Raw genomic sequence first — 22369 nt, 5'->3', positions numbered from 1 at the left:
CCGCTGCAAAAAGACTTCGCCACAATGCCGCAACGAGGCGATACGGCGTATGGTCCCCGCCTTCACGGGGACGACGAATTAAAGATTTCACTCACAACCCGGGTAACACGTCATGAATTTCGATTTCTCCGACGACCAGAAGCAACTGCGCGACGAGGCGCGGAAATATCTTGCTGAAAAGTCCTCATCCAAGGCAGTGCGCGCCGTGCTCGACGGCAACGCGGCCTATGACCGGGAATTGTGGAAGGGCCTGGCCGAAATGGGTTTCCTCGGCGTCGCGATTCCGGAAAATTACGGCGGCGCGGGCGCGGGCCATCTCGAACTGTGCGTGATCGCCGAGGAAATCGGCCGCGCGCTGGCGCCGGTGCCGTTCTCGTCCACGGTTTATCTCGCCGCCGAAGCGCTGATGCTGGCGGGCAGCGAGGCGCAGAAGCAGAAGTGGCTGCCGAAAATCGCCGCCGGCGACGCCATCGGCACGCTGGCGCTGTTCGAAGGCAGGGGAAATCCGTCGCCGCAAGCCATCAAGCTGACGGCGTCCGGCGGCTTGCTCAACGGCGTCAAGAAGCCGGTGCCCGATGGCGCCATCGCCGACTTCGCCATCGTCGCCGCGCGCACCGGATCGAGCGGACGCGAGACCGACATCTCGCTGTTCATCGTCGATATGAAAGCCGGCGGCGTCGAAGCAAAAGCCCTGACCAATGTCGATCCGTCGCGCGGGCAGGCCGAGATCAGCTTCAAGGACTGCAAGGCCGAGACGCTCGGTCCGGCCAATGAAGGCTGGAGCATCGTTGCCCGCGTGCTCGACCGCGCCGCGGTGCTGACGGCGTTCGAGCAGGTCGGCGGGGCCGACCGCGCGCTGGAGATGGGCCGCGACTATGCGCTGGACCGCATCGCCTTTGGTCGTCCGATCGGTTCGTTCCAGGCCGTAAAGCACATGCTGGCCGATATGTATGTGTCGGCGACGCTGGCGCGCTCGAACTGCTATTACGGCGCGTGGGCGCTCTCGACCAATGCATCCGAATTGCCGGAAGCCGCCGCCTCGGCGCGGATCAGCGCCACGCAGGCGTTCCAGCACTGCGCCAAGAACAACATCCAGGTTCACGGCGGCATGGGTTTTACCTGGGAGTTCGACTGCCACATGTACTATCGCCGCGCCAACGCGCTGGCGCTCGGATTAGGCAGCCTGTCGTACTGGGAAGACGCGCTGATCGACCGCATGCGCAAGAGAAACGCGGCGTAGAGGTCATGGGTGGCGGCGACAAACGACGGCGGTGAGGGGAGAAGGATTTTACGAATGAATTTCGACGACACCCCGCAGGAAGCCGCGTTTCGCGCCGAGGCAAAAGCCTGGATCGCGGCCAACGCGCCGAAGCAATATGAGAACGAGCTGAAAAAAGCGTCGCTCGGCCGCGCCGAGCTCAAGGGCGCGAATATCCTTCAGGTCGCCAAAGCCTGGCAAAAGAAAAAGGCCGACGCCGGCTGGGCGTGCCTGCACTGGCCGCAGGAATATGGCGGCCGGGGCGCCACGCCGATCGAGCGGGTGATCTGGCAGCAGGAAGAGGGCGCGTTCGGCAAGCTCAGCGCGATGTTCATCATCGGCCATGGCATGTGCGGCCCGACCATGATGGCGTTCGCCGGCGAAGAGCAGAAGCGCAAATACCTGCCGCCGCTGGCGTCCGGCGAAAAAGTCTGGTGCCAGCTGTTCTCCGAGCCCGCCGGCGGGTCGGACGTGGCGGGCCTGCGCACCCGCGCCGAGAAGAACGGCGACGACTGGGTGATCAACGGCCAGAAAATCTGGACCTCCGGTGCGCATTATTCCGATTACGGCATCCTGCTCACGCGCACCGATCCGAATGTGGCCAAGCACAAGGGCCTCACCATGTTCTTCCTCGACATGAAGAGTCCGGGCGTCGAGATCAAGCCGATCAGGCAGGCCAACGGCGCGTCCGACTTCAACGAGGTCTATTTCACCGACGTGAAAATTCCCGACGCGCAGCGGCTCGGCGCGGTCAATGACGGCTGGAACGTGTCGCTGACGACGCTGATGAACGAGCGGATGTCGATCGGCGCCGGGGTTTCGACCGGCTTTCCGGAGCTGTTCGAATTCTGCAGCAACCTGATGCTGGAAGAAGGCCCCGCGATCGACGATCGCAGCGTGCGCTCGAAACTCGCGAACTGGGCGGTGAAAGCGAGCGGCCTCAAATACACCAGTTTCCGCGCGATCTCGGCGCTGTCGAAGGGCGACCGGCCGGGGCCCGAAAATTCCATCGGCAAGCTGGTCGCAGGGTCGATGGTCCAGGATATCGCGGCCTACGCTCTGGACCTGCAAGGCGCCGCCGGCGTGTTGAGCGGGCCCGACGACGCCGAGGCGGCAGGAAAATTCCAGGCGATGCTGCTGCGCGCCCCCGGCACCCGGGTCGAGGGCGGCACCGACGAGATCATGCGCAACATCATCGCCGAGCGGGTGCTCGGCCTGCCCGGCGATATCCGCGTCGACAAGGACGTGGCGTTCAACAGGATACCGACCAAGGGACGCACGTGATGCCCGGCGCCGGCACTATTTCCTGCCGTCGTCCCCGCGAAGGTCCCGGCAATCCATCCCCTTCGAAACGACTCTTCCGAACATGGATGGATACGCGGGTCAAGCCAGCGTATGACGCGATATATTCATCTCAGCGCGACGGCGCGCGGACCCGTATACACCGTGGTACTGTTCTGGAAGTGTGTTGCAACGATGACCCGTAGCCACAAGCGCCGGTGGTTATGGGTCCCCGCTTTCCGCGGGGACGATGAATTGAGAGGATTACGCCCATGAATTTCGACGACACCCCGCAGGAAGCGGCGTTCCGCGCCGAGGCGCGACAATGGGTCGACGCCAATGCGCCGAAGCAGTACGAGGCCGAGCTGTCGAAGGCGTCGCTGGGCCGCATCCGCCTTGCCAAGGAAGAGATCGTCGATGTCGGCAAGGCCTGGCAGAAGAAGAAGGCCGACGCCGGCTGGGCCTGCCTGCACTGGCCGAAGGAATATGGCGGGCGCGGCGCGACACCGATCGAGCGCGTGATCTGGCAGCAGGAAGAGGGTGTCTACGGCAAGCTGACCCAGCCGTTCCAGATCGGCGAGGGCATGTGCGGGCCGACCGTGATGGCCTATGGCAGCGAGGAGCACAAGCGGCACTATCTGCCGAAGCTTGCCTCCGGCGAACAGATCTGGTGCCAGTTGTTTTCCGAGCCCGCCGGCGGCTCCGACGTCGCCGGACTGCGTACCCGCGCGGAGAAAAGCGGCGACGACTGGATCGTCAATGGCCAGAAAATCTGGACCTCGGGCGCACATTATTCCGACTATGGCCTCTTGATCACGCGCACCGATCCCGACGTGCCCAAGCACAAGGGCCTGACCATGTTCTTCCTCGACATGAAAAGCCCGGGCGTCGAGATCAAGCCGATCAGGCAGGCCAACGGCATGCAGGAATTCAACGAGGTATTCTTCACCGACGTCAAGATCCCCGATCACCAGCGCCTCGGCGCGGTCGGCGACGGCTGGAGCGTATCGCTGACGACGCTGATGAACGAGCGGATGTCGATCGGCGCGCGGCTCGCCACCGGCTTTCCGGAAATGTTCGATTTCTGCTCGAACCTGATGACCGAGGACGGCCCGGCGATCGACGATCGCGCCACCCGCTCGAAGCTTGCGGGCTGGGCGGTGAAGGCAAGCGGCCTGAAATACACCAGCTACCGCGCGATTTCCGCGCTGTCCAAGGGTGAGCGTCCGGGACCCGAAAATTCCATCGGCAAGCTGGTGGCCGGATCGATGCTGCAGGATATTGCGATGCACGCGATGGACCTGCAGGGCGCCGCCGGCGTATTCACCGGCGCGGCGGAGGAAGAGGCGCGCGGACAATTCCAGCAGATGCTGCTGAGTTCGCCGTCGATGCGCATCGCCGGCGGTACCGACGAAATCCTGCGCAACATCATCGCCGAGCGCGTGCTCGGCTTGCCCGGCGATATCCGCGTCGACAAGGACGTGCCGTTCAACAGGATCCCGACCAAGGGGCGGTAAACTCCCGCTTGGCTCCGGATGCAGCGCAGCAGCGGGAAGGACGCTGCAGCGCGTCCGGGACGCGATACAGAGCCGGAGGAATCAATGACACAACAGCAAGCCCCCATCGACGTCCTCGAAACGCTCCTGCGCGAACGCTACTCGGTTCGTGCGTTCAAGCCGGAGCCGGTGCCGCATGCCACGATCGAGCGGGTGCTGAACGCGGCGCAGCGCACGGCGTCATGGTGCAACAGCCAGCCATGGCAGGTCGTGATCGCGAGCGGCGAGGCGAAAGAAGGCTTCCGTAAGGCGATCTATGCCGAGGCCGCATCCGGCGCGCCGGCGGACGGCGACTTCGAATTCCCGCGCGAATATGCCGGGGTCTATCTCGAGCGCCGCCGGGAAAGCGGTTTTCAGCTTTACAATACGCTCGGGATCGCGCGCGGCGACAAGGCGGCATATGCAAAGCAGGCGCTGGAGAACTACAATTTCTTCGGCGCTCCGCATGTCGCCGTCATCCATACCGACGAGGCGCTGGGTATTTACGGCGCGATCGATTGCGGCGCCTATGTCGGCAATTTCATGCTGGCGGCGCAGGCGCTCGGTCTCGGCAGCATTCCACAAGCCGCGCTGGCGCGTCACTCCGGAATGATCCGCCGGCATTTCAACCTCGGCGACGACCGCCGCGTGGTGTGCGGCATCTCGTTCGGCTTCGCCGACCGCGACCACAGGATCAACAGCTACCGCACCTCGCGCGCCGGCGTTGCCGAGACCGTGAGGTTCGTGGCGTGAACGCCGAGGCGACGAAACGTCCTTGAATTGCGTGTCAGCTGCGATTGCGCCGGTGGAGCGAATCGGCGGCGCCGGCGTTATGCGCCGCGCGGTCTCGAACCTGCGTGCGTGAACCGCCGCTCCGCGCAGGAAATATCCCCCGCGGCTTTGTCGCGGGGGGATCGGAATACGGTCACCTCTCCCGCTTGCGGGGAGAGGTGAGGAGCTTGCGTCTCAGTTGGTGATGTCGCCGCTGATGATGTCGCCGAACAGGTCCCACTTCTCGCCCTTGAAGCGCATCATCTGCAACTGGCTGATGGGAGCGAAATCGGTGGCGCCGGTGTTGATCTTGACGCCGGGCAGCAGGGTGTCTGGCGTAAAATCCTTCAGGCTCGCCGCCTGCTTCATGACGTTGGCGCGGGTGAGATCGTCGCCGCACATCTCCAGCGTCTTCGCCAGCGTCTGCGCAACGCCGTAACCGTAGACGATCGAGCCGTCGTTCTTGTCGGCGCCAGGCATGTACTTGTCCACGAAGGCGATCCATTTCTTGAAATCGGCATCGGTCGACCACTGCGGATCGGCGCCGTCCTTGGCGTAGGCCGCCGACAGCACGCCCTGGCTCGCTTCCAGTCCGGCCGGCTTCATCACGCCGCCGACCGACGCCGAGACGTTGGAGACGATCTGCAGCGGCTTCCAGTCGATCTCGCCGATTTTCTTGATCGCCTGCGCCGCAAATTTCGGCGTGGTGATGTTGATGAACACGTCGGCGCCGCTGGATTTCAGCTTGACGATATGACCGTCGATCGACGGCTCCGAGGTCTCGTAGCTTTCTTCCGCCACGATCAACGAAGTCTTGGCGCCGAGACCGTCCTTCAGGCCCTTGAGGTAGTCCTTGCCAAAATCGTCGTTCTGGTAGAACACCGCGATCTTGGCGTCGGGCTTCTCCTTCAACAGGTACTTGGCGTAGATGCGCGCCTCGCTCTGGTAGGAGGGCTGCCAGCCCATGGTCCATGGAAAATCCTTCGGATCGTTCCACTTGGTGGCGCCGGTGGCGACGAACAGTTGCGGCACCTTCTTGGCGTTCAAATATTTCTGGATCGCGGTGTTGGACGGCGTGCCGAGCGGATTGAAGACCAGCAGCACCTCGTCGCTTTCGACCAGTTTGCGCACCTGCTCGACCGCCTTCGGCGGCGAGTAGCCGTCGTCATAGGTGACGAAATTGATCTTGCGGCCCTTGATGCCGCCATTGTCGTTGATCATCTTGAAATACGCTTCTTCGGTCTTGCCGATCACGCCGTAGGCCGAAGCGGGGCCGCTGTAGGGCATGATGTTGCCGATCTTGATTTCGGTGTCGCTGGCGCCGGTATCGTATTTCTTCTGGGCGAGCGCGCTGCCGCTGAAGGCGGCGAAAGCGAACGCCGCCGCCGTGAACGCGGCCGCTCGGTATTGGTGTCTGGAAAGCATAACTTCTCCTTCTCGTTCTTAGTTTTTCCTGATCTTGCCGATCAGGCTCTGGGCGACGAATGCGACCTGCCTTGCGCCGTGCGGCACGAGGAAGATGACGATGAACAGCAACACCCCGAACACCGCGCCCGAGAGGCCTTTGGAGATCCCCTCCGCGATGTTGGGAACGAACACGATGAAGGCCGAACCGACGATCGATCCCGGCAGCCATCCGACGCCGCCGACCACCATGCCCAAAAACAGCGCGATCGCGAGCTGGATGGTGTAGCTGTCGGGGGCGACGAACTGCACCGCGATGGCGCCCAGACCGCCCGCGACGCCGGTGATGCCGGCGCTGACGCCGAACGCCAGGGTCTTGTACAGCGCGACGTCGACGCCCATGGCGGAAGCCGCGATCTCATTGTCGCGGATCGCCATCATGGCGCGGCCGGAGCGCGATTTCAGGAGGTTGACCGAGGCGATGTAGATGCCGACCGAAATCGCCAGCGTGAAATAATACAGCCACATGTCCTGCGACATCGGCAGCCCGAACGGCGCATCGGGTTTGGTCACGACAAGGCCCTGCACGCCGCCGGTCCAGTGCTCGAAAAAGCCGAGCTTCAACAGTTGCGGCATGGCGGTCGCAAGCGCGAAGGTCGCCAGCGCGAGGTAGACGCCGCTCAGCCGCAGCGCCGGCAGCCCGAACAAAAAGCCGAAGGCAAAACAGATCAGTCCGGCAAGGGGCAGCGTCAGCGCGTAGTTCATACCGGCGTGCTCGATCAGGATCGCCGACGTATAGGCGCCCACGGCGTAGAACGCGCTCTGCCCGAGCGAGAACTGTCCGCTGCCGCCGGTCAGGATGTTGAGCGCAAGAACCGCGATGCCGTAGATCAGTACCGTGGTCAGCTGGAAGATGATGAAGTTTTTCACGACCAGCGGAACCAGGAGGAACAGCAGCAGTACGGTCAGCGAGGTGCCGAGGCCGAGCGTCATGGCCTTCTTGGGAACGGCATCGATCGCGGGGGCTTCGGTGACGGTTTCCTGAACGGCGCTCATGATCAAACTCGCTTTACGATGGGCCGGCCGAACAGGCCCGCCGGTTTGACGACCAACACGGTGATGATCAGCGCCAGCGCGATCGGCAGTTTCAGCTCATTGCCGACACCCGGAATATAGGTTCCGGCAAGATTTTCGAACACGCCGACCAGGAAACCGCCGACCACGGCGCCGAGCGGACTGGTCAGGCCGCCCAGCACCGCGGCGGCAAATCCGTAGATCAGCACCCCGCCCATCATGTTAGGCTCCAGGAACACCACCGGCGCGATCAGGATGCCGGCAATGGAGCCGATCGCGGCGGCCATGCCCCAGCCCAGCGCGATCATCCAGGAGGTGTTGATGCCGACCAGCCGCGCCGATTCCGGCAACGATGCGGCGGCGCGCATGGCCAGGCCGATGCGGGTGAACTGAAAGAAGAAGTACAGCAGGATCAGCAGGATCACGGTGACGCCGATCATGCCGGCCTGATGGGTCGAGATCAGCTGGCTGCCAAGAAACGGCGACGATCCGAACGGCGTCGGATACTGCTTGATGGTGAAATCCCAGATCAGCCCGGCGACGCTGTTGATGATCGCAAACAGCGCGATGAAACCGGCGACGTTGGTCAGGATCGGCGCCTTCGCCAGCGGCTTGAACAGCAGGCGTTCGATCACGATGCCGCCGGCGAAGGAGAACGCCAGCGTGAGCAGGAAGGCCCACCAGTAGGGCACGCCCCATTGCATCAATTGCCAGGAGAAGAAGGTCGAGAACATCGCCATCTCGCCCTGGGCGAAATTGAGGTGATCGATCGCCTGGTAGATCATGACGACGGCGAGCGCCATGCAGGCATAGATCGCGCCGGTGGCGATGCCGGCCAGCACCTGGTTGGTGAATAGCTCCATGGCCGCTCCTCAATATCCGAGATAGGATTTACGGACGTCTTCGTTGTTCGCGATGTCATTGGCTTTCCCCGACATCACGATACGGCCGGTTTCGATCACATAGGCGGTGTCGGCGAGCTCCAGCGCCAGTTGCGCGTTCTGCTCCACCACAAGGATGGTGACCTTGTCGTCGCGGTTGATCTTGCCGAGGATCTTGAACAGGTCGCGCACGATCAGCGGCGCCAGGCCGAACGAGGGTTCGTCCAGGAGCATCAGCCGCGGTCGCAGCATCAGCGCGCGCGCGACCGCAAGCATCTGCTGTTCGCCGCCCGAGAGCGTCCCGGCCTGCTGGGTGTGCCGCTGCTTCAGGACCGGGAAGTGGTCGTACATGCGCTCGATGTCGGAGACGACGCCGCCCTTGTCCTTCCGGGTGATGGCGCCGAGCTGGAGGTTTTCTTCCACCGTCATGGTGGTGAAGGTGCCGCGGCCTTGCGGCACGTGGGCGATGCCGAGCCGAACGATATTCTCGGTCGAGCGGTTGCCGAGCGGCGCGCCGTCGAATTCGATCGATCCGGTGGAGCGCACCATGTTGCAGATCGCGCGCAGGGTGGTGGTCTTGCCGGCGCCGTTGGCGCCGAGCAGGGTGGTCAGGCTGCCCTCGTTGAGAGCGAAGCTCAGGCCGTGCAGCGCCTGCACCTGGCCGTAATAGGCTCTGAGGTCCTTGACGTTGAGCATCGACGTCATTGGTCCTTGCTCCCCAGATAGGCCTTGATGACATCGGGGTCGGCCTGGACCTGGGCCGGCGTGCCTTCGGCGAGCTTCCTGCCGAAATTCAGCGCCACCACATGGTCGGCGATCGACATCACCAGCCCCATGTGATGTTCAACCAGCAGAACCGTGACATTCCGGTCGTCGCGAATCCGCCGGATCAGGTCGCCGAGAACGTGGACTTCCTCATGGTTGAGACCGCCGGCCGGCTCGTCGAGCAGCAGGATTTTCGGCTGCGCGGCGAGCGCGCGCGCAAGTTCGACGCGTTTCTGGGTCCCGAACGGCAGGCCGGCGACGACGGTATGCGCGACGTCTTCAAGGTCCAGATAGCGGAGGATCTCATGGACGCGTTCGTTGATCTCGGCCTCGGCGCGGCGAATCTTTTTCAACTTCAGGCTGTCGCTGATGATGTCGCTCCTGGTGCGGGCGTGGGTTCCGACCCGTACATTGTCGAGCACCGTGAGGTTGGGAAACAATGCGACGTTCTGGAAGGTGCGGCCGATCCCGATTTCGGCGATCTTGTGCGCCGGACGGGTCAGGATGCTCGTTCCTTCGAGCAGGATGTCGCCCTTGCTGGGCTGATACAATCTGGAAAGGCAATTGAACAGCGTGGTCTTGCCGGCGCCGTTCGGTCCGATCAAGCCGAGGATCTTTCCCCTGTGCATGTCGAAGGATACGCCGTTCAAGGCGACGATGCCGCCGAACACGACGCTGACGTCGTGAACCGCAAGCAGGGGAGCCGCCGAACCGGCCTCGCCCTGCGCGAGTTGTGCCTGCATCATATCGTCCGGCCCCGCAGGCCGTACCGGCAGACGCTACCTGATCCCCTCGACCACACGTGCAACTTTCCCTCCTGGTTTCATCTTTTTGGTTTCTTGTTTTTTTGATTGTGGCGCCGCGCCGCCGAGCGCGGCTTCGATGTTCCTTACCATCGCCACGAGACGAGGTCCAATGTCGTTGCGAAGCCGATCTTCCGTGAAACGGAATGCGGGCGCGCCGCAGTTGAATGCATAAGGACCGGTTCCGTCATTCAGCTTCAGGGCCACACCAACAGCGTGCACGTCGTCCTGCCACTCGCCCACGGAAAGCGTAAACCCCATGCGTTCGACCATTTCGCCGGCGCGTTCGATGCCGTCGCGCATTCTCGACCAGCGGCCGCCGTAATACTCGCGGAGCTCGCGCAACAATGAGGCGCGCTCCTCGTCGGGCAGCGCCCAGATATAGGCGCGTCCCATCGCCGTGGTGGCGATAGGTATTCGCGAACCGACATCGAGTTGAACGCCGAGCGCAAGACCGTTCCGGCTTTGACCGACATAGATCATGCTGAGACGATCGCGGGCGCCGATCGCCACAGCTCCTCCGGTTTCCCGCATGACTTCTTCGCGGAAGGATTCGGACAGGTGCCGAACGCCGAGATTTGCAAGGGCGGCATACCCCAGCGCCATGGCTGCCGGCGCGAGTTGATATTTCTCGAACCGCGGAACCTGTGTAAGGTAGCCGAGCTTGGTCAAGGTGTAGGTCAGCCGCGAAATGGTCGGCTTAGGCAAATTCGTACGGGCCGCAATCTCTTGATTGCCGAGAAGTCCGTCGTTGGGACGAAATGCGCGCAACACATCGAGGCCGCGGGACAGCGCGACGACGAAGCTGCGATCGGTCGCCGCTTTCTTGGCTGGACGCTTCATACCCTGCTGCCGTGCCGATCTCGTTGACAACGGACGTGCTTCAAAATAACCCTCCCTGTCAAGATGTGGAATTAAATTCCGCAGTGCGAAATCAATCAAGAGCCAGACGTTCAAGGAGAGTTCCGTGAGTGAAGTCGTCAAGATCGAACGCCGCGACGTGATTGCCATCGTCACAGTCGACAGTCCTCCGGTGAACGCACTCAGCGCGGCAGTTCGTCGCGGCATCTTTGAATGCGTCAAAACCGCCGCCGACGATCCGCAAGTGAAGGCCATCGTTCTCACCTGCGCCGGCCGCACCTTCATCGCCGGCGCCGATATCACCGAATTCGGCAAGCCGCCGCAGCCGCCCGGGCTGGCGCAGGTGATTTCCGAACTGGAAAATTGTTCGAAGCCGACCATCGCCGCAATTCATGGCACCGCATTGGGGGGCGGGCTCGAAGTCGCGCTCGGCTGCCATTTCCGCGTCGCCGTCAAGGACGCAAGGCTCGGGCTGCCGGAAGTGAAACTCGGCCTGCTGCCGGGCGCCGGCGGCACGCAGCGGCTGCCGCGCGCGGTGGGTCCGGAACTCGCGGTCAAGATGATCGTCGGCGGCGACCCGATCGGCGCTTCGGAAGCCTTGAAGCAAGGCCTGATCGACGAAATCGTCGAAGGGCCGGCGTCGGGCGGCGAAGCCTTTGCGCGCAAGGTGCTGGCCGAAAACCGGCCGCTGCGCAAATTGCGCGACGACGACAGCAAGCTTGCGGCGGCAAAAGCCGACCGCTCGATCTTCACGGGTGCGGTCGCGGCGCTCACCAAAAAGGCGCGCGGGCTGGAAGCGCCGTTCGCGGCCGCCGACGCGGTCGGCGCCGCGATCGACCTGCCGTTCGACGAAGGCCTGAAAAAGGAACGCGAAAGCTTCATGAAGCTGGTCGCCGGCGATCAGTCCAAGGCGCAGCGCTATGCGTTCTTCTCCGAGCGCGAGGCGGCGAAGATCGCCGGCGTCCCCGAAGGCACCAAGCCGCGCAAGGTCGAGCGCGTCGCCATCATCGGCGCCGGCACCATGGGCGGCGGCATCGCGATGTCGTTTGCCAATGCCGGACTTCCGGTGACGCTGATCGAAACCGGCGACGAGCAGCTCAAGCGCGGCATGGGCGTGATGCAGAAGAACTACGAGGCCACCGCGGCGCGCGGCGGCATCCCCGCCGACGCGCCGGCCAAGCGCATGGGCCTGATCGACGGCAAGGTCGGGCTCGAACATGTCAAAGATGCCGATCTCATCATCGAGGCGGTGTTCGAAACCATGGCGATCAAGAAGGAAGTTTTCACCGCGCTTGATAAATACGCCAAGCCGGGCGCGGTGCTTGCCAGCAACACCTCGTATCTCAACATCGACGAGATCGCCAAGGTGACGAACCGTCCGCAGGACGTGCTCGGCATGCATTTCTTCTCGCCGGCCAATGTGATGAAGCTGTGCGAGATCGTGCGCGCCGACAAGACCGCGCCGGACGCGCTGACCACCGCGGTCGCGGTCGCCCGCAAAATCGCAAAGGTGCCGGCGGTGGTCGGCGTCTGCGACGGCTTTGTCGGCAACCGCATGCTGGCGCAGCGCGGCAAGCAGGCGGAGAAGCTGCTGTTCGAAGGCGCGCTGCCGCAGCAGGTCGATGCCGTGGTGACGAAATTCGGCATGCCGATGGGCCCGTTCGCGATGGGCGATCTCGCCGGCCTCGATATCGGCTGGCGCTCGCGCAAGGACCGCGGCATCAAGTCGGAGATTGCGGATGCGCTGTGCGAAGCCGGCCGTTTCGGGCAGAAGACCGGCAAGGGCTATTACAAATACGAGGCGGGATCGCGCGCGGCGATGCCGGATCCGGAAGTGGAGAAGCTGATCGACGAGACGCTGCAGCGGCTCGGGCGCAAGCGCCGCACTGTCAGCGACGACGAGATCCTCGAGCGCATGATGTATCCGATGATCAACGAGGGCGCCCGGATCCTGGAGGAGAAAGTCGCCGCGCGGCCAAGCGACATCGACGTGATCTGGCTCTACGGCTACGGCTGGCCGATCTATCGCGGCGGACCGATGTTCTATGCCGATCAGGTCGGCCTCAAGCACATCGCCGACCGGCTGTCGTACTACGCCAGGGAAACCAGCGATCCGTCGCTGGAACCGGCGCCGTTGCTGAAGCGCCTCGCCGCCGAAGGCAAGACGTTTGCGTCGCTGGCGCAGACGGCGAAAGCCGCGGCGTAAGGCGGATGGCGGAAACCTTCAACCCGTCGTCCCCGCGAAGGCGGGGACCCATACTCCCAGAAGTCTCGGTTAGCATAATGAGACCAAAGCCAGCCTTCAAAACTAGCCTCGGTGGTTATGGGTCCCCGCCTTCGCGGGGACGACGTGGAGAAGTGGGTGCATGATTCACCCCGTCGCTGGAACCGGCGCCGTTGCGCAAGCGCCTCGCCGCCGAAGGCAAGACGTTTGCGTCGCTGGCGCAGACGGCGAAAGCCGCGGCGTAAGGCGGATGGCGCATTACTCTCACACGTCATTCCGGGATGCGCCTTTTGGCGTAGGCCCGGAATCCATACCCACGACCGTGGTTATGGATTCCGGGCTCGCTCACAAAGCGCTCGCGCCCCGGAATGACGGGAGGCCTGCATGATTCACCCCGGCGAGAAATTCTATCCGGAAGGCGTGCATTGGGACGATCCGATCGCGCGCGGCACGCTGCCGGACCTGATGGCGAAGGCGGCGACGGATTTCGGCGCGCGGCCGGCGATCGAATTTCGCGACAAGTCGATCAGCTATGCGGACCTGGAAAACAAGGTTGAAGTCGCCGCCTCGGCGTTCCTGCGTGCGGGCTATGGCAAGAACACCTCGGTGGCGCTGTTCCTCGGCAATTCCCCGGACCATCCGGTGAATTTCTTCGGCGCGCTGAAGGCGGGCGCCCGCGTGGTGCATCTGTCCGCGCTCGACGGCGAGATCGCGCTGTCGCACAAGCTCAGCGATTCCGGCGCGCGCATTCTGGTCACCAGCGACCTTGCGGCGCTGCTGCCGACGGCGCTGAAATTTCTCGCCAAGGGGCTGCTGGACCGGCTGATCGTCTGCGAGGACGACGCGTGGGGCGCGGTCGGCAACCCGCACGTTCCGATTCCGGACGATCCGCGCATCGTCAGCTTCGGCACCTTCGTCACCGGCGCAACCAGGCCGGCGCAATGGCCGTCCATCTCGGCCGACGATATCGCGCTGCTGCAATATACCGGCGGCACTACCGGCCTGCCCAAGGGCGCGATGCTCAGCCATGGCAATCTCACCTCGGCGGTGTCGATCTACGAGGTCTGGAACGCGCCGACGCGCGCCGAACGCAACGCCATCGAGCGCGTGATCTGCGTGCTGCCGCTGTTTCATATCTTTGCGCTGACCGTGGTGATGCTGGCGAGCCTCAAGCATGGCAACCTGATGTCGCTGCACCAGCGCTTCGACGTCGAGGCCGTGATGCGCGACATCGAGGTCAAGCGCGCGACGGTATTTCCCGGCGTGCCCACGATGTGGATCGCCATCGCCGCCCTGCCGGATCTCGACAAGCGCGATTTTTCGTCGCTGGTTGTTGCCGGATCGGGCGGTGCGCCGCTGCCGGTCGAGGTCGCAAAAATCTTCGAGGCCAGGACCGGCATGAAGCTCAAGAGCGGCTGGGGCATGACCGAGACCTGCTCGCCCGGCACCAGCCACCCCAAGGAGGGACCGGACAAGCCGGGCTCGATCGGGCTGATGCTGCCCGGCATCGAGCTCGACGTGGTGTCGCTCGAGGATCCGACGAAGGTGCTCGCGCCCGGCGAAGTCGGCGAAATCCGCATCCGCGGTCCGAACGTCACCAAAGGCTACTGGAACCGGCCGCAGGAAACCGCCGACGCCTTTGTCGGCGACCGCTTCCTGACCGGCGATATCGGCACCATGGACGACGACGGCTATTTCTATCTGGTCGACCGCAAGAAGGACATGATCATCTCCGGCGGCTTCAATGTCTATCCGCAGATGATCGAGCAGGCGATCTACACCCATCCCGCGGTGCAGGAAGTGATCGTGATCGGCATTCCCGACGCCTATCGCGGCGAGGCGGCGAAGGCTTTTGTCAAGCTGCGCGCCGGCGCCAATCCGTTCAGCGTCGAGGACCTGCGCGCCTTTCTAGCCGGCAAGCTCGGCAAGCACGAGCTGCCGGCCGCGCTCGACTTTGTCGATGAGCTGCCCCGCACCTCGGTCGGCAAGCTCTCGCGCCACCAATTGCGCAATGGTCAGCCCGCGCCACAACCGCAACCCAGACATCAGCAACTCGCAACAGGAGGTCGTTCATGACCGACGCAGTTATCGTCTCCACCGCCCGCACCCCGATCGGCAAGGCCTATCGCGGCGCCCTCAATGCCACCGAAGGCGCAACGCTGCTTGGCCACGCCATCGGCCAGGCCGTGGCGCGCGCCAAACTCGATCCGAAGGAGATCGAGGACGTGGTGATGGGCGTCGCCATGCAGCAGGGCGCCACCGGCGGCAACATCGCGCGCAAGGCGCTGCTGCGCGCCGGCATCCCGGTGACCACCGCCGGCACCACCATCGACCGGCAATGCGCCTCCGGCCTGCAGGCGATCGCGCTGGCGGCGCGCTCGGTGATCTTCGACGGCGTCGAGATCGCGATCGGCGGCGGCGGCGAATCGATCAGCCTGGTGCAGAACGACCACGCCAACAAATTCCATGCGGTCGATCCTGAACTGGTGGCGATCAAGAAGGACGTCTACATGGCGATGCTGGACACCGCCGAGACGGTGGCCAGGCGCTACAACATATCGCGCGAGCGCCAGGACGAATATTCGCTGGAAAGCCAGCGCCGCACCGCGTCCGCCCAGCAGGGCGGCAGGTTCAACGACGAACTGGCGCCGATCACCACCAGGATGGGCGTCGCCGACAAGGCCACCGGCGAGGTTTCATTCAAAGACGTGACGCTGTCGAAGGATGAAGGCCCCCGTCCGGAAACCACCGCCGAAGGCCTCGCCGGCCTCAAGGCCGTGCGCGGCGAAGGTTTTACGATTACCGCCGGCAATGCCAGCCAGTTGTCCGATGGCGCCAGCGCGACGGTCGTCATGAGCGACAAGCTCGCCGCCCAGAAAGGCCTGAAGCCGCTCGGCATCTTCCGTGGCTTCGTCTCCGCCGGCTGCGAGCCGGATGAAATGGGGATCGGGCCGGTATTCGCGGTGCCGCGGCTGCTCAAGCGTCACGGCCTCACCGTCGACGATATCGACCTGTGGGAATTGAACGAAGCCTTCGCGGTTCAGGTGCTGTATTGCCGCGACAAGCTCGGCATCGATCCGGAAAAGCTCAACGTCAACGGCGGCGCCATCGCGGTCGGGCACCCCTACGGCATGTCCGGCGCACGGCTCGCGGGCCACGCCTTGATCGAAGGCCGCCGGCGCAAGGCCAAATATGCGGTGGTGACCATGTGCGTCGGCGGCGGCATGGGCTCGGCGGGTTTGTTCGAGGTGCTGCAGTAACACGCCGGCGGCGTCCCCGCGAAGGCGGGGACCCATACACGCCGGCGTTTTGTTTTGGCATTGTGGTGGCCACTTTTCGCCACCACGAATGCCGGAGGTTATGGGTCCCCGCCTTCGCGGGGACGACAGGGTAGCTCACAGGAGGATCCGATGGATCTCAGCTTCAGCAAGGAAGAAGTGGCGTTTCGTGACGAGGTGCGGGCGTTCTTCAAGGAGAACGTGCCGCCCGCAGCGCGGCAGAAACTGCAGGAGGGCCGCCATATCTCCAAGGACGAGATGGTGCAATGGTGGCGCATCCTGAACAAGAAGGGCTGGCACGTCTCGCACTGGCCGAAGGAATATGGCGGCACCGGCTGGAGCTCGGTGCAGCATTATATCTTCAACGAGGAGCTGCAGATGGCGCCGGCGCCGGCGCCGCTGGCGTTCGGCGTCAGCATGGTCGGCCCGGTCATCTACACCTTCGGCAGCGAGGCGCAGAAGAAGCATTTCCTGCCGCGCATCGCCAATGTCGACGACTGGTGGTGCCAGGGCTTTTCCGAGCCGGGCTCGGGGTCGGACCTCGCCTCGCTCAAGACCAGGGCCGAGCGCCGCGGCGATAAATACATCGTCAACGGCCAGAAGACCTGGACCACGCTCGCGCAGTATGCGGACTGGATTTTCTGCCTGTGCCGCACCGATCCGTCGGCGAAGAAGCAGTCGGGCATCTCCTTCATCCTGATCGACATGAAGTCAAAGGGCATTACGGTGCGGCCGATCCAGACCATCGACGGCGGCGTCGAGGTCAACGAGGTGTTCTTCGACGACGTCGAGGTGCCGGTCGAGAACCTGGTCGGCGAGGAGAACAAGGGCTGGGACTATGCCAAATTCCTGCTCGGCAATGAGCGCACCGGCATCGCCCGGGTCGGCGTCTCCAAGGAACGGATTCGCCGCATCAAGGAACTGGCGTCCAAGGTCGAGTCCGGCGGCAGGCCGGTGATGGAAGATACGAAATTCCGCGAAAAACTGGCGGAGGTCGAGATCGAGCTGAAGGCGCTTGAATTGACGCAGTTGCGCGTGGTCGCCGACGAAGGCAAGCACGGCAAGGGCAAGCCCAATCCGGCGTCCTCGGTGCTAAAGATCAAGGGCTCCGAAATCCAGCAGGCCACCACCGAGCTTTTGATGGAAGTGATCGGCCCGTTCGCGGCTCCTTACGACGAACATGGCGACGACGGCAGCAACGAGGCCATGGACTGGACCGCGCAGATCGCACCGAGCTACTTCAACAACCGCAAGGTCTCGATCTACGGCGGCTCCAACGAGATCCAGCGCAACATCATCACCAAGGCGGTGCTGGGGTTGTAGGGGCGCGGGGCGCGTGTCTTCGCGCGAACCCGGAATCGCGAGCGAACAGCTTCTGGATTCCAGGTCTGCGCCAAGAGGCGTGTCCCGGAATGACACTCTCCCTCGTCATTCCGGGGCGGAGCAAAGCGAACGAGTCCGGAATCCATAACCACGAGTGGAATTATGGATTCCCGGCCCACGCCAAGAGCGTGTCCCGGAATGACGAATTGGTTTGGTTGGTGAGGAAATAAGAAATGGATTTTGATCTATCCGAGGAGCAGCGGCTTCTCAAGGACAGCGTCGATGGGCTCTTGAACGATTCCTACGACTTCGACAGCCGCAAGAAATACGGCAAGGAAAAGGGCGGCTGGAGCAGAAGCGTCTGGGCAAAACTCGCCGAGCAGGGCCTGCTCGGGCTGCCGTTCGCCGAAGACGATGGCGGCTTCGGCGCCGGCGCGGTGGAGACCATGATCGTGATGGAAGCGCTGGGCAAGGCGCTGCTGCTGGAGCCCTATCTGGCGACCGTGGTGCTCGGCGGCGGATTCCTGCGCCGCGGCGGCTCGGCCGCGCAGAAAGCCGCTCATATCCCCGGCATCATCGACGGCAGCAGGACCATGGCGTTCGCGCAGCTCGAGAAGAACTCGCGCTACGAGCTCGCCGACGTGTCGACGTCGGCCAAGAAAAAGGGCGACGGCTGGGTCATCGACGGCGAAAAATTCGTCGTGCTCAATGGCGACAGCGCCGACACGCTGATCGTCACCGCGCGCACCAAGGGAGGGCAGCGCGACGCCGGCGGCATCGGCGTATTCCTGGTGCCCGGCAACGCCAAGGGCGTCTCGAAAAAAGGCTATCCGACCCAGGACGGCCTGCATGCCGCCGACATCACCTTCACCGGCGTCGAGGTCGGCGCGGATGCCGCGATCGGCGATCCGGAAAACGGCCTGGCCTTGATCGAGCAGGTGGTCGACGACGCGCGCATCGCGTTGTGCGCCGAAGCGGTCGGCGCGATGGACGAATCGCTGAAATCCACCGTCGAGTACCTCAAGACCCGCACCCAGTTCGGCGTGCCGATCGGCTCGTTCCAGGTGCTGCAGCATCGCGCCGCCGACATGTTCGTCGCGGTCGAGCAGGCCCGCAGCATGTCGATGTTCGCCACCATGGCGGCGGATTTCGACGACGCCAAAGCGCGCGCCAATGCGGTCGCGGCCGCCAAGGTGCAGATCGGCAAGTCGGCCAAGTTCGTCGGCCAGCAGGCGGTTCAGTTGCACGGCGGCATCGGCATGACCATGGAGGCCAAGATCGGCCATTACTTCAAGCGCCTGACCATGATCGAGAACACCTTCGGCGATACCGACTATCATCTGCGCCGCGTCAGCGAGCAGGGCGGGCTGGTGTAATCCCTCAACCGTCATTGCCGGGCTTGCCCCGGCAATCCATCACTCTTCACAAGAATCCTTCGAAGAGGATGGATGCGCGGGTCAAGCCCGCGCATGACGCAAGAAAACTGGGAGACGGACTTGAACAACACCCCCTTCGATCTAACCGGCCGGGTCGCCGTCATCACCGGCTCCAGCCGGGGCATCGGCCGTTCCTCGGCCGAGCTGCTGGCGAAACTCGGTGCAAAAGTGGTGATCTCCAGCCGCAAGGCCGACGCCTGCGAGGAGGTTGCCGCCGGCATCCGCAAGGACGGCGGCGACGCCCATGTCATCGCCTGCAACATCGCGCGCAAAAACGAGGTCGATGCGCTGATCGCCGGCGCCACCCGGCATTACGGCAGGATCGACATCCTGGTCTGCAACGCGGCCGTCAATCCCTATTATGGTCCGCTGCTCGACATATCGGACGAAGCCTTCGACAAGATCATGGGCTCCAACGTCAAGAGCAACATCTGGCTGTGCAGCCAAGCGATCCCGCAGATGGCCGAGCGCGGCGCCGGCTCGGTGGTGATCATCTCCTCGATCGGCGGCCTGCGCGGCTCCACCGTGATCGGCGCCTACGGCATCTCCAAGGCGGCGGATTTCGCGCTGTGCCGCAGCCTCGCTGGGGAATGGGGCCCGAAGGGCGTGCGCGTCAACTGCATCGCGCCGGGCCTGGTCAGGACCGATTTCGCCCGCGCGCTGTGGGAAGACGAGGAGCGCCTGAAGCGCCGCTGCGCCACCACGCCCTTGCGCCGTATCGGCGAGCCCGACGAGATCGCCGGCGCGGTGGCCTATCTCGGCTCCGACGCCTCCAGCTTCATGACCGGACAGACCATCGTGATCGACGGCGGCGTGACGACGGCGTCGGTGTAAAAGCGCTGTCGTCCCGGCGAACGCCGGGACCCATAACCACCGTGCTTGTTGCTGTCCTATGACGTTAGTTCCGCGCTCTACTTGAGGCTTCCGCGTGTATGGGTCCCGGCGTTCGCCGGGACGACGTTGGGGCGATATTGACGTCTTCGCCGCAATCCGGTTGCTTCTCTCAAACATTCTCCGGGGAAGAACGCCGCCATGTCCTACGTCCTCGCCATTGATCAGGGCACCACCTCCTCGCGCGCGATCGTGTTCCGGCAGGACATCTCCGTTGCGGCACAAGCGCAGCAGGAATTCCCGCAGCATTTTCCGGCCTCCGGCTGGGTCGAGCACGAGCCCGAGGACATCTGGACCTCCACCGTCGTCACCTGCCGCGAGGCAATGAAGAAGGCAAACCTCGCCGCAAGGGACATCGCGGCGATCGGCATCACCAACCAGCGCGAGACCACCGTGGTGTGGGACCGCGCCACCGGTCAGGCCATCCATCGCGCCATCGTCTGGCAGGACCGCCGCACCGCCGACATTTGCGCGAAACTGAAGGCCGACGGCCATGAGCCCGTGATCTCGGCCAAGACCGGCCTGATCGTCGATCCGTATTTCTCCGGCACGAAAGTCGCGTGGATCCTCGATCACGTCCCCGGCGCGCGCGCGCGCGCGGAGCGCGGCGAATTGATGTTCGGCACCGTCGACGCCTATCTGCTGTGGCGGCTCACCGGCGGCAGGGTGCACGCAACCGACGCCACCAACGCCTCGCGCACCTTGCTGTTCAACATCCACCTCGGGCAATGGGATGACGAACTGCTGAGCATCCTGCGCGTGCCGCGCGCGATGCTGCCGGAGGTGGAAGACTCCTCGCACCAATTCGGCGACAGCATGCCCGAACTGTTCGGCGGCGCCATCGCCATCCGCGGCATCGCCGGCGACCAGCAGGCCGCCACCATCGGCCAGGCCTGCTTCGCGCCGGGCATGATTAAATCCACTTACGGCACCGGCTGCTTTGCTCTGCTCAACACCGGCGCCACGCCGGTCACTTCCTCCAACAAGCTGCTCACCACCATCGCCTACCAGCTCGACGGCAAACGCACCTACGCGCTGGAAGGCTCGATCTTCGTCGCGGGCTCCGCGGTGCAGTGGCTGCGCGACGGGCTGGGCGTCATCAAGCACGCCGCCGACACCGGCCCGCTCGCCGACCAGTCGGATCCGTCGCAAAGCGTCTATCTGGTGCCCGCCTTCGTCGGCTTGGGCGCGCCGTACTGGAATCCCCGCGTCCGCGGCGCGCTGTTCGGCCTCACCCGCAACACCACGCCGGCCGAACTCGCGCACGCCGCGCTGGAGAGCGTCTGTTACCAGACCTTCGATCTGTGGGCCGCGATGCGCGCGGACTGGCCCGAGGCCAAGGTCGCCAACACCGTGCTCCGCGTCGACGGCGGCATGACCGCCTCCGACTGGACCCTGCAGCGCCTCGCCGACCTGCTCGACGCGCCGGTCGACCGCCCGATGATCCAGGAGACCACCGCGCTCGGTGCGGCCTATCTGGCGGGGCTTTCCGCGGGCGTCTATCCGGAGCCCGAGAAATTCGCCGATAACTGGCGGCTGGAGCGCAGGTTCAAGCCGGTGATGAGTGCGGCGACAAGGGAGCGCAAGCTCGCCGGATGGAAGCGGGCGGTGAAGGGGCTGCTGGCCAGCGGCGAGGGGGAGGATGCTTGAGCGATGCTGCTTCCCGACGGCACTTCCGACGTTCCCGCCGGCAAGATCGCGGCCGTGGTCACGCATCTGGAGATGACCGAACGTCGGGCACTTCCTCCCGATCCGGACGGCGCATGGACGTTGCGCACGGTGCCGTCTCCGGATCTCGACTGGTTTCGCAATCTCTATCGCCGCGTCGGCGAGGAGTGGCTGTGGTTTTCGCGGTTGCAGATGCCCGATGCGGAACTGGCCGCGATCATTCGCTCGCCGATGGTCGACGTCCATGCGCTGATGCATGAGGGGCGCGACGAGGGGCTGCTCGAACTGGATTTTCGCGAGGCCGGCCAGTGCGAACTCGCCTTCTTCGGCGTCACCGCCGAGTTGATCGGCAGCGGCGCCGGCCGCTGGCTAATGAATCGCGCGCTGGAATTGGCATGGTCGCGGCAGGTCTCGCGGGTCTGGCTGCACACCTGCACGCTGGATCATCCGTCCGCGCTGGCGTTCTATCGGCGCTCGGGCTTCCGCCCGTTCCGGCGTCAGATCGAGATCGCGGAAGACCCGCGCCTTGCCGGAACGGCGCCGCGCAATGCCGCAAAGCATGTCCCGCTTATCGAATGATGTCCGTGCGCGATGCCGGCGGAGCGCTTCGCGAAGCGCTGCTTCGCAAATCGGAAGCGTCCAAATGTCTGAGCTGGCGCTGCGCCGCCGAGGGAGGTCCGTCATGCCCGGCCTTGTGCCGGGCATCCACGTCTTGGCGGTGGTTGGGCAACGAAAGACGTGGATGGCCGGGACGAGCCCTGCCATATGCACCCATCTCGGCGTCATTGCGGGGCTTGACTCGTCCATATGCACATATCTCGGCCGTCATTACCGGGCTTGACCCGGCAATCCATCCGCTTTGAAACGACTCTTGCGAAGATGGATGGATGCGCGGGTCAAGCCCGCGCATGACGAG

General features: G+C 64.1%; 18 protein-coding genes. 12 read left to right on the top strand and 6 right to left on the bottom strand.

What is annotated here, in order from left to right:
- The first annotated feature begins 112 nt into the window (after positions 1–112).
- The 4 genes from ACFE72_RS09735 to ACFE72_RS09720 all read left to right on the top strand — a co-directional run bounded on the left by ACFE72_RS09735 (position 113) and on the right by ACFE72_RS09720 (position 4827).
- Entirely contained in the window at positions 113–1240 is a 1128-nt protein-coding gene (locus ACFE72_RS09735; RefSeq protein WP_375412880.1) for an acyl-CoA dehydrogenase family protein, read from the top strand.
- A gap of 54 nt (positions 1241–1294) precedes the next feature.
- Positions 1295–2542: an acyl-CoA dehydrogenase gene (locus tag ACFE72_RS09730; RefSeq protein WP_375412879.1), complete on the top strand. Its 1248-nt coding sequence runs from the start codon at positions 1295–1297 to the stop codon at positions 2540–2542.
- A 269-nt stretch (positions 2543–2811) separates the two neighbouring features.
- The gene (locus ACFE72_RS09725; protein WP_375412878.1) at positions 2812–4056 is read left to right on the top strand and encodes an acyl-CoA dehydrogenase; all 1245 of its coding nucleotides are present in this window, start codon (positions 2812–2814) and stop codon (positions 4054–4056) included.
- A gap of 84 nt (positions 4057–4140) precedes the next feature.
- Complete coding sequence (locus ACFE72_RS09720; RefSeq protein ID WP_375412877.1) at positions 4141–4827, top strand: nitroreductase; 687 nt, start codon at positions 4141–4143, stop codon at positions 4825–4827.
- 213 nt (positions 4828–5040) lie between these two features.
- Here the strand turns inward: ACFE72_RS09720 and ACFE72_RS09715 are convergent, their stop codons facing one another.
- Genes ACFE72_RS09715 through ACFE72_RS09690 form a run of 6 tightly spaced genes read right to left on the bottom strand, consistent with a single transcriptional unit; the run spans position 5041 to position 10615 of the window.
- Positions 5041–6270, bottom strand: a complete 1230-nt coding sequence (locus ACFE72_RS09715; protein ID WP_375412876.1) for an ABC transporter substrate-binding protein — start codon at positions 6268–6270, stop codon at positions 5041–5043.
- 18 nt (positions 6271–6288) lie between these two features.
- Entirely contained in the window at positions 6289–7305 is a 1017-nt protein-coding gene (locus ACFE72_RS09710; RefSeq protein ID WP_375412875.1) for a branched-chain amino acid ABC transporter permease, read from the bottom strand.
- A gap of 2 nt (positions 7306–7307) precedes the next feature.
- Positions 7308–8186, bottom strand: coding sequence for a branched-chain amino acid ABC transporter permease (locus tag ACFE72_RS09705; RefSeq protein WP_375412874.1), 879 nt, complete (start codon positions 8184–8186; stop codon positions 7308–7310).
- Between the two features lie 9 nt (positions 8187–8195).
- Complete coding sequence (locus ACFE72_RS09700) at positions 8196–8909, bottom strand: ABC transporter ATP-binding protein (RefSeq protein ID WP_375412873.1); 714 nt, start codon at positions 8907–8909, stop codon at positions 8196–8198.
- Entirely contained in the window at positions 8906–9715 is an 810-nt protein-coding gene (locus ACFE72_RS09695) for an ABC transporter ATP-binding protein (RefSeq protein WP_375412872.1), read from the bottom strand. The genes ACFE72_RS09700 and ACFE72_RS09695 overlap by 4 nt, the downstream gene beginning before the upstream one ends.
- 33 nt (positions 9716–9748) lie before the next feature.
- A complete protein-coding gene (locus ACFE72_RS09690) occupies positions 9749–10615 on the bottom strand; it encodes an IclR family transcriptional regulator (protein ID WP_375412939.1) in 867 nt (288 codons plus the stop codon).
- 124 nt (positions 10616–10739) lie between these two features.
- Here ACFE72_RS09690 and ACFE72_RS09685 point away from each other — a divergent pair, with 124 nt between their 5' ends.
- The 8 genes from ACFE72_RS09685 to ACFE72_RS09650 all read left to right on the top strand — a co-directional run bounded on the left by ACFE72_RS09685 (position 10740) and on the right by ACFE72_RS09650 (position 22032).
- The gene (locus ACFE72_RS09685) at positions 10740–12839 is read left to right on the top strand and encodes a 3-hydroxyacyl-CoA dehydrogenase NAD-binding domain-containing protein (RefSeq protein WP_375412871.1); all 2100 of its coding nucleotides are present in this window, start codon (positions 10740–10742) and stop codon (positions 12837–12839) included.
- 402 nt (positions 12840–13241) lie between these two features.
- Positions 13242–14933, top strand: coding sequence for a dicarboxylate--CoA ligase PimA (gene pimA / locus ACFE72_RS09680; protein WP_375412870.1), 1692 nt, complete (start codon positions 13242–13244; stop codon positions 14931–14933).
- Complete coding sequence (locus tag ACFE72_RS09675) at positions 14930–16117, top strand: acetyl-CoA C-acyltransferase (protein WP_375412869.1); 1188 nt, start codon at positions 14930–14932, stop codon at positions 16115–16117. Before pimA ends, ACFE72_RS09675 begins: the two co-directional genes overlap by 4 nt.
- A 150-nt stretch (positions 16118–16267) precedes the next feature.
- A complete protein-coding gene (pimC, locus tag ACFE72_RS09670; RefSeq protein ID WP_375412868.1) occupies positions 16268–17458 on the top strand; it encodes a pimeloyl-CoA dehydrogenase large subunit in 1191 nt (396 codons plus the stop codon).
- Positions 17459–17691: 233 nt separating this feature from the next.
- A complete protein-coding gene (gene pimD, locus ACFE72_RS09665; protein WP_375412867.1) occupies positions 17692–18834 on the top strand; it encodes a pimeloyl-CoA dehydrogenase small subunit in 1143 nt (380 codons plus the stop codon).
- A gap of 120 nt (positions 18835–18954) precedes the next feature.
- Entirely contained in the window at positions 18955–19728 is a 774-nt protein-coding gene (locus ACFE72_RS09660; protein ID WP_375412866.1) for an SDR family NAD(P)-dependent oxidoreductase, read from the top strand.
- Between the two features lie 198 nt (positions 19729–19926).
- A complete protein-coding gene (gene glpK, locus ACFE72_RS09655; protein ID WP_375412865.1) occupies positions 19927–21435 on the top strand; it encodes a glycerol kinase GlpK in 1509 nt (502 codons plus the stop codon).
- A gap of 3 nt (positions 21436–21438) precedes the next feature.
- A complete protein-coding gene (locus ACFE72_RS09650) occupies positions 21439–22032 on the top strand; it encodes a GNAT family N-acetyltransferase (RefSeq protein ID WP_375412864.1) in 594 nt (197 codons plus the stop codon).
- Positions 22033–22369: the final 337 nt, after the last annotated feature.

This window comes from uncultured Bradyrhizobium sp., assembly GCF_964252615.1.
Taxonomy (GTDB): Bacteria; Pseudomonadota; Alphaproteobacteria; order Rhizobiales; family Xanthobacteraceae; genus Bradyrhizobium.
This window is presented reverse-complemented; position numbering and strand designations above follow the sequence as displayed.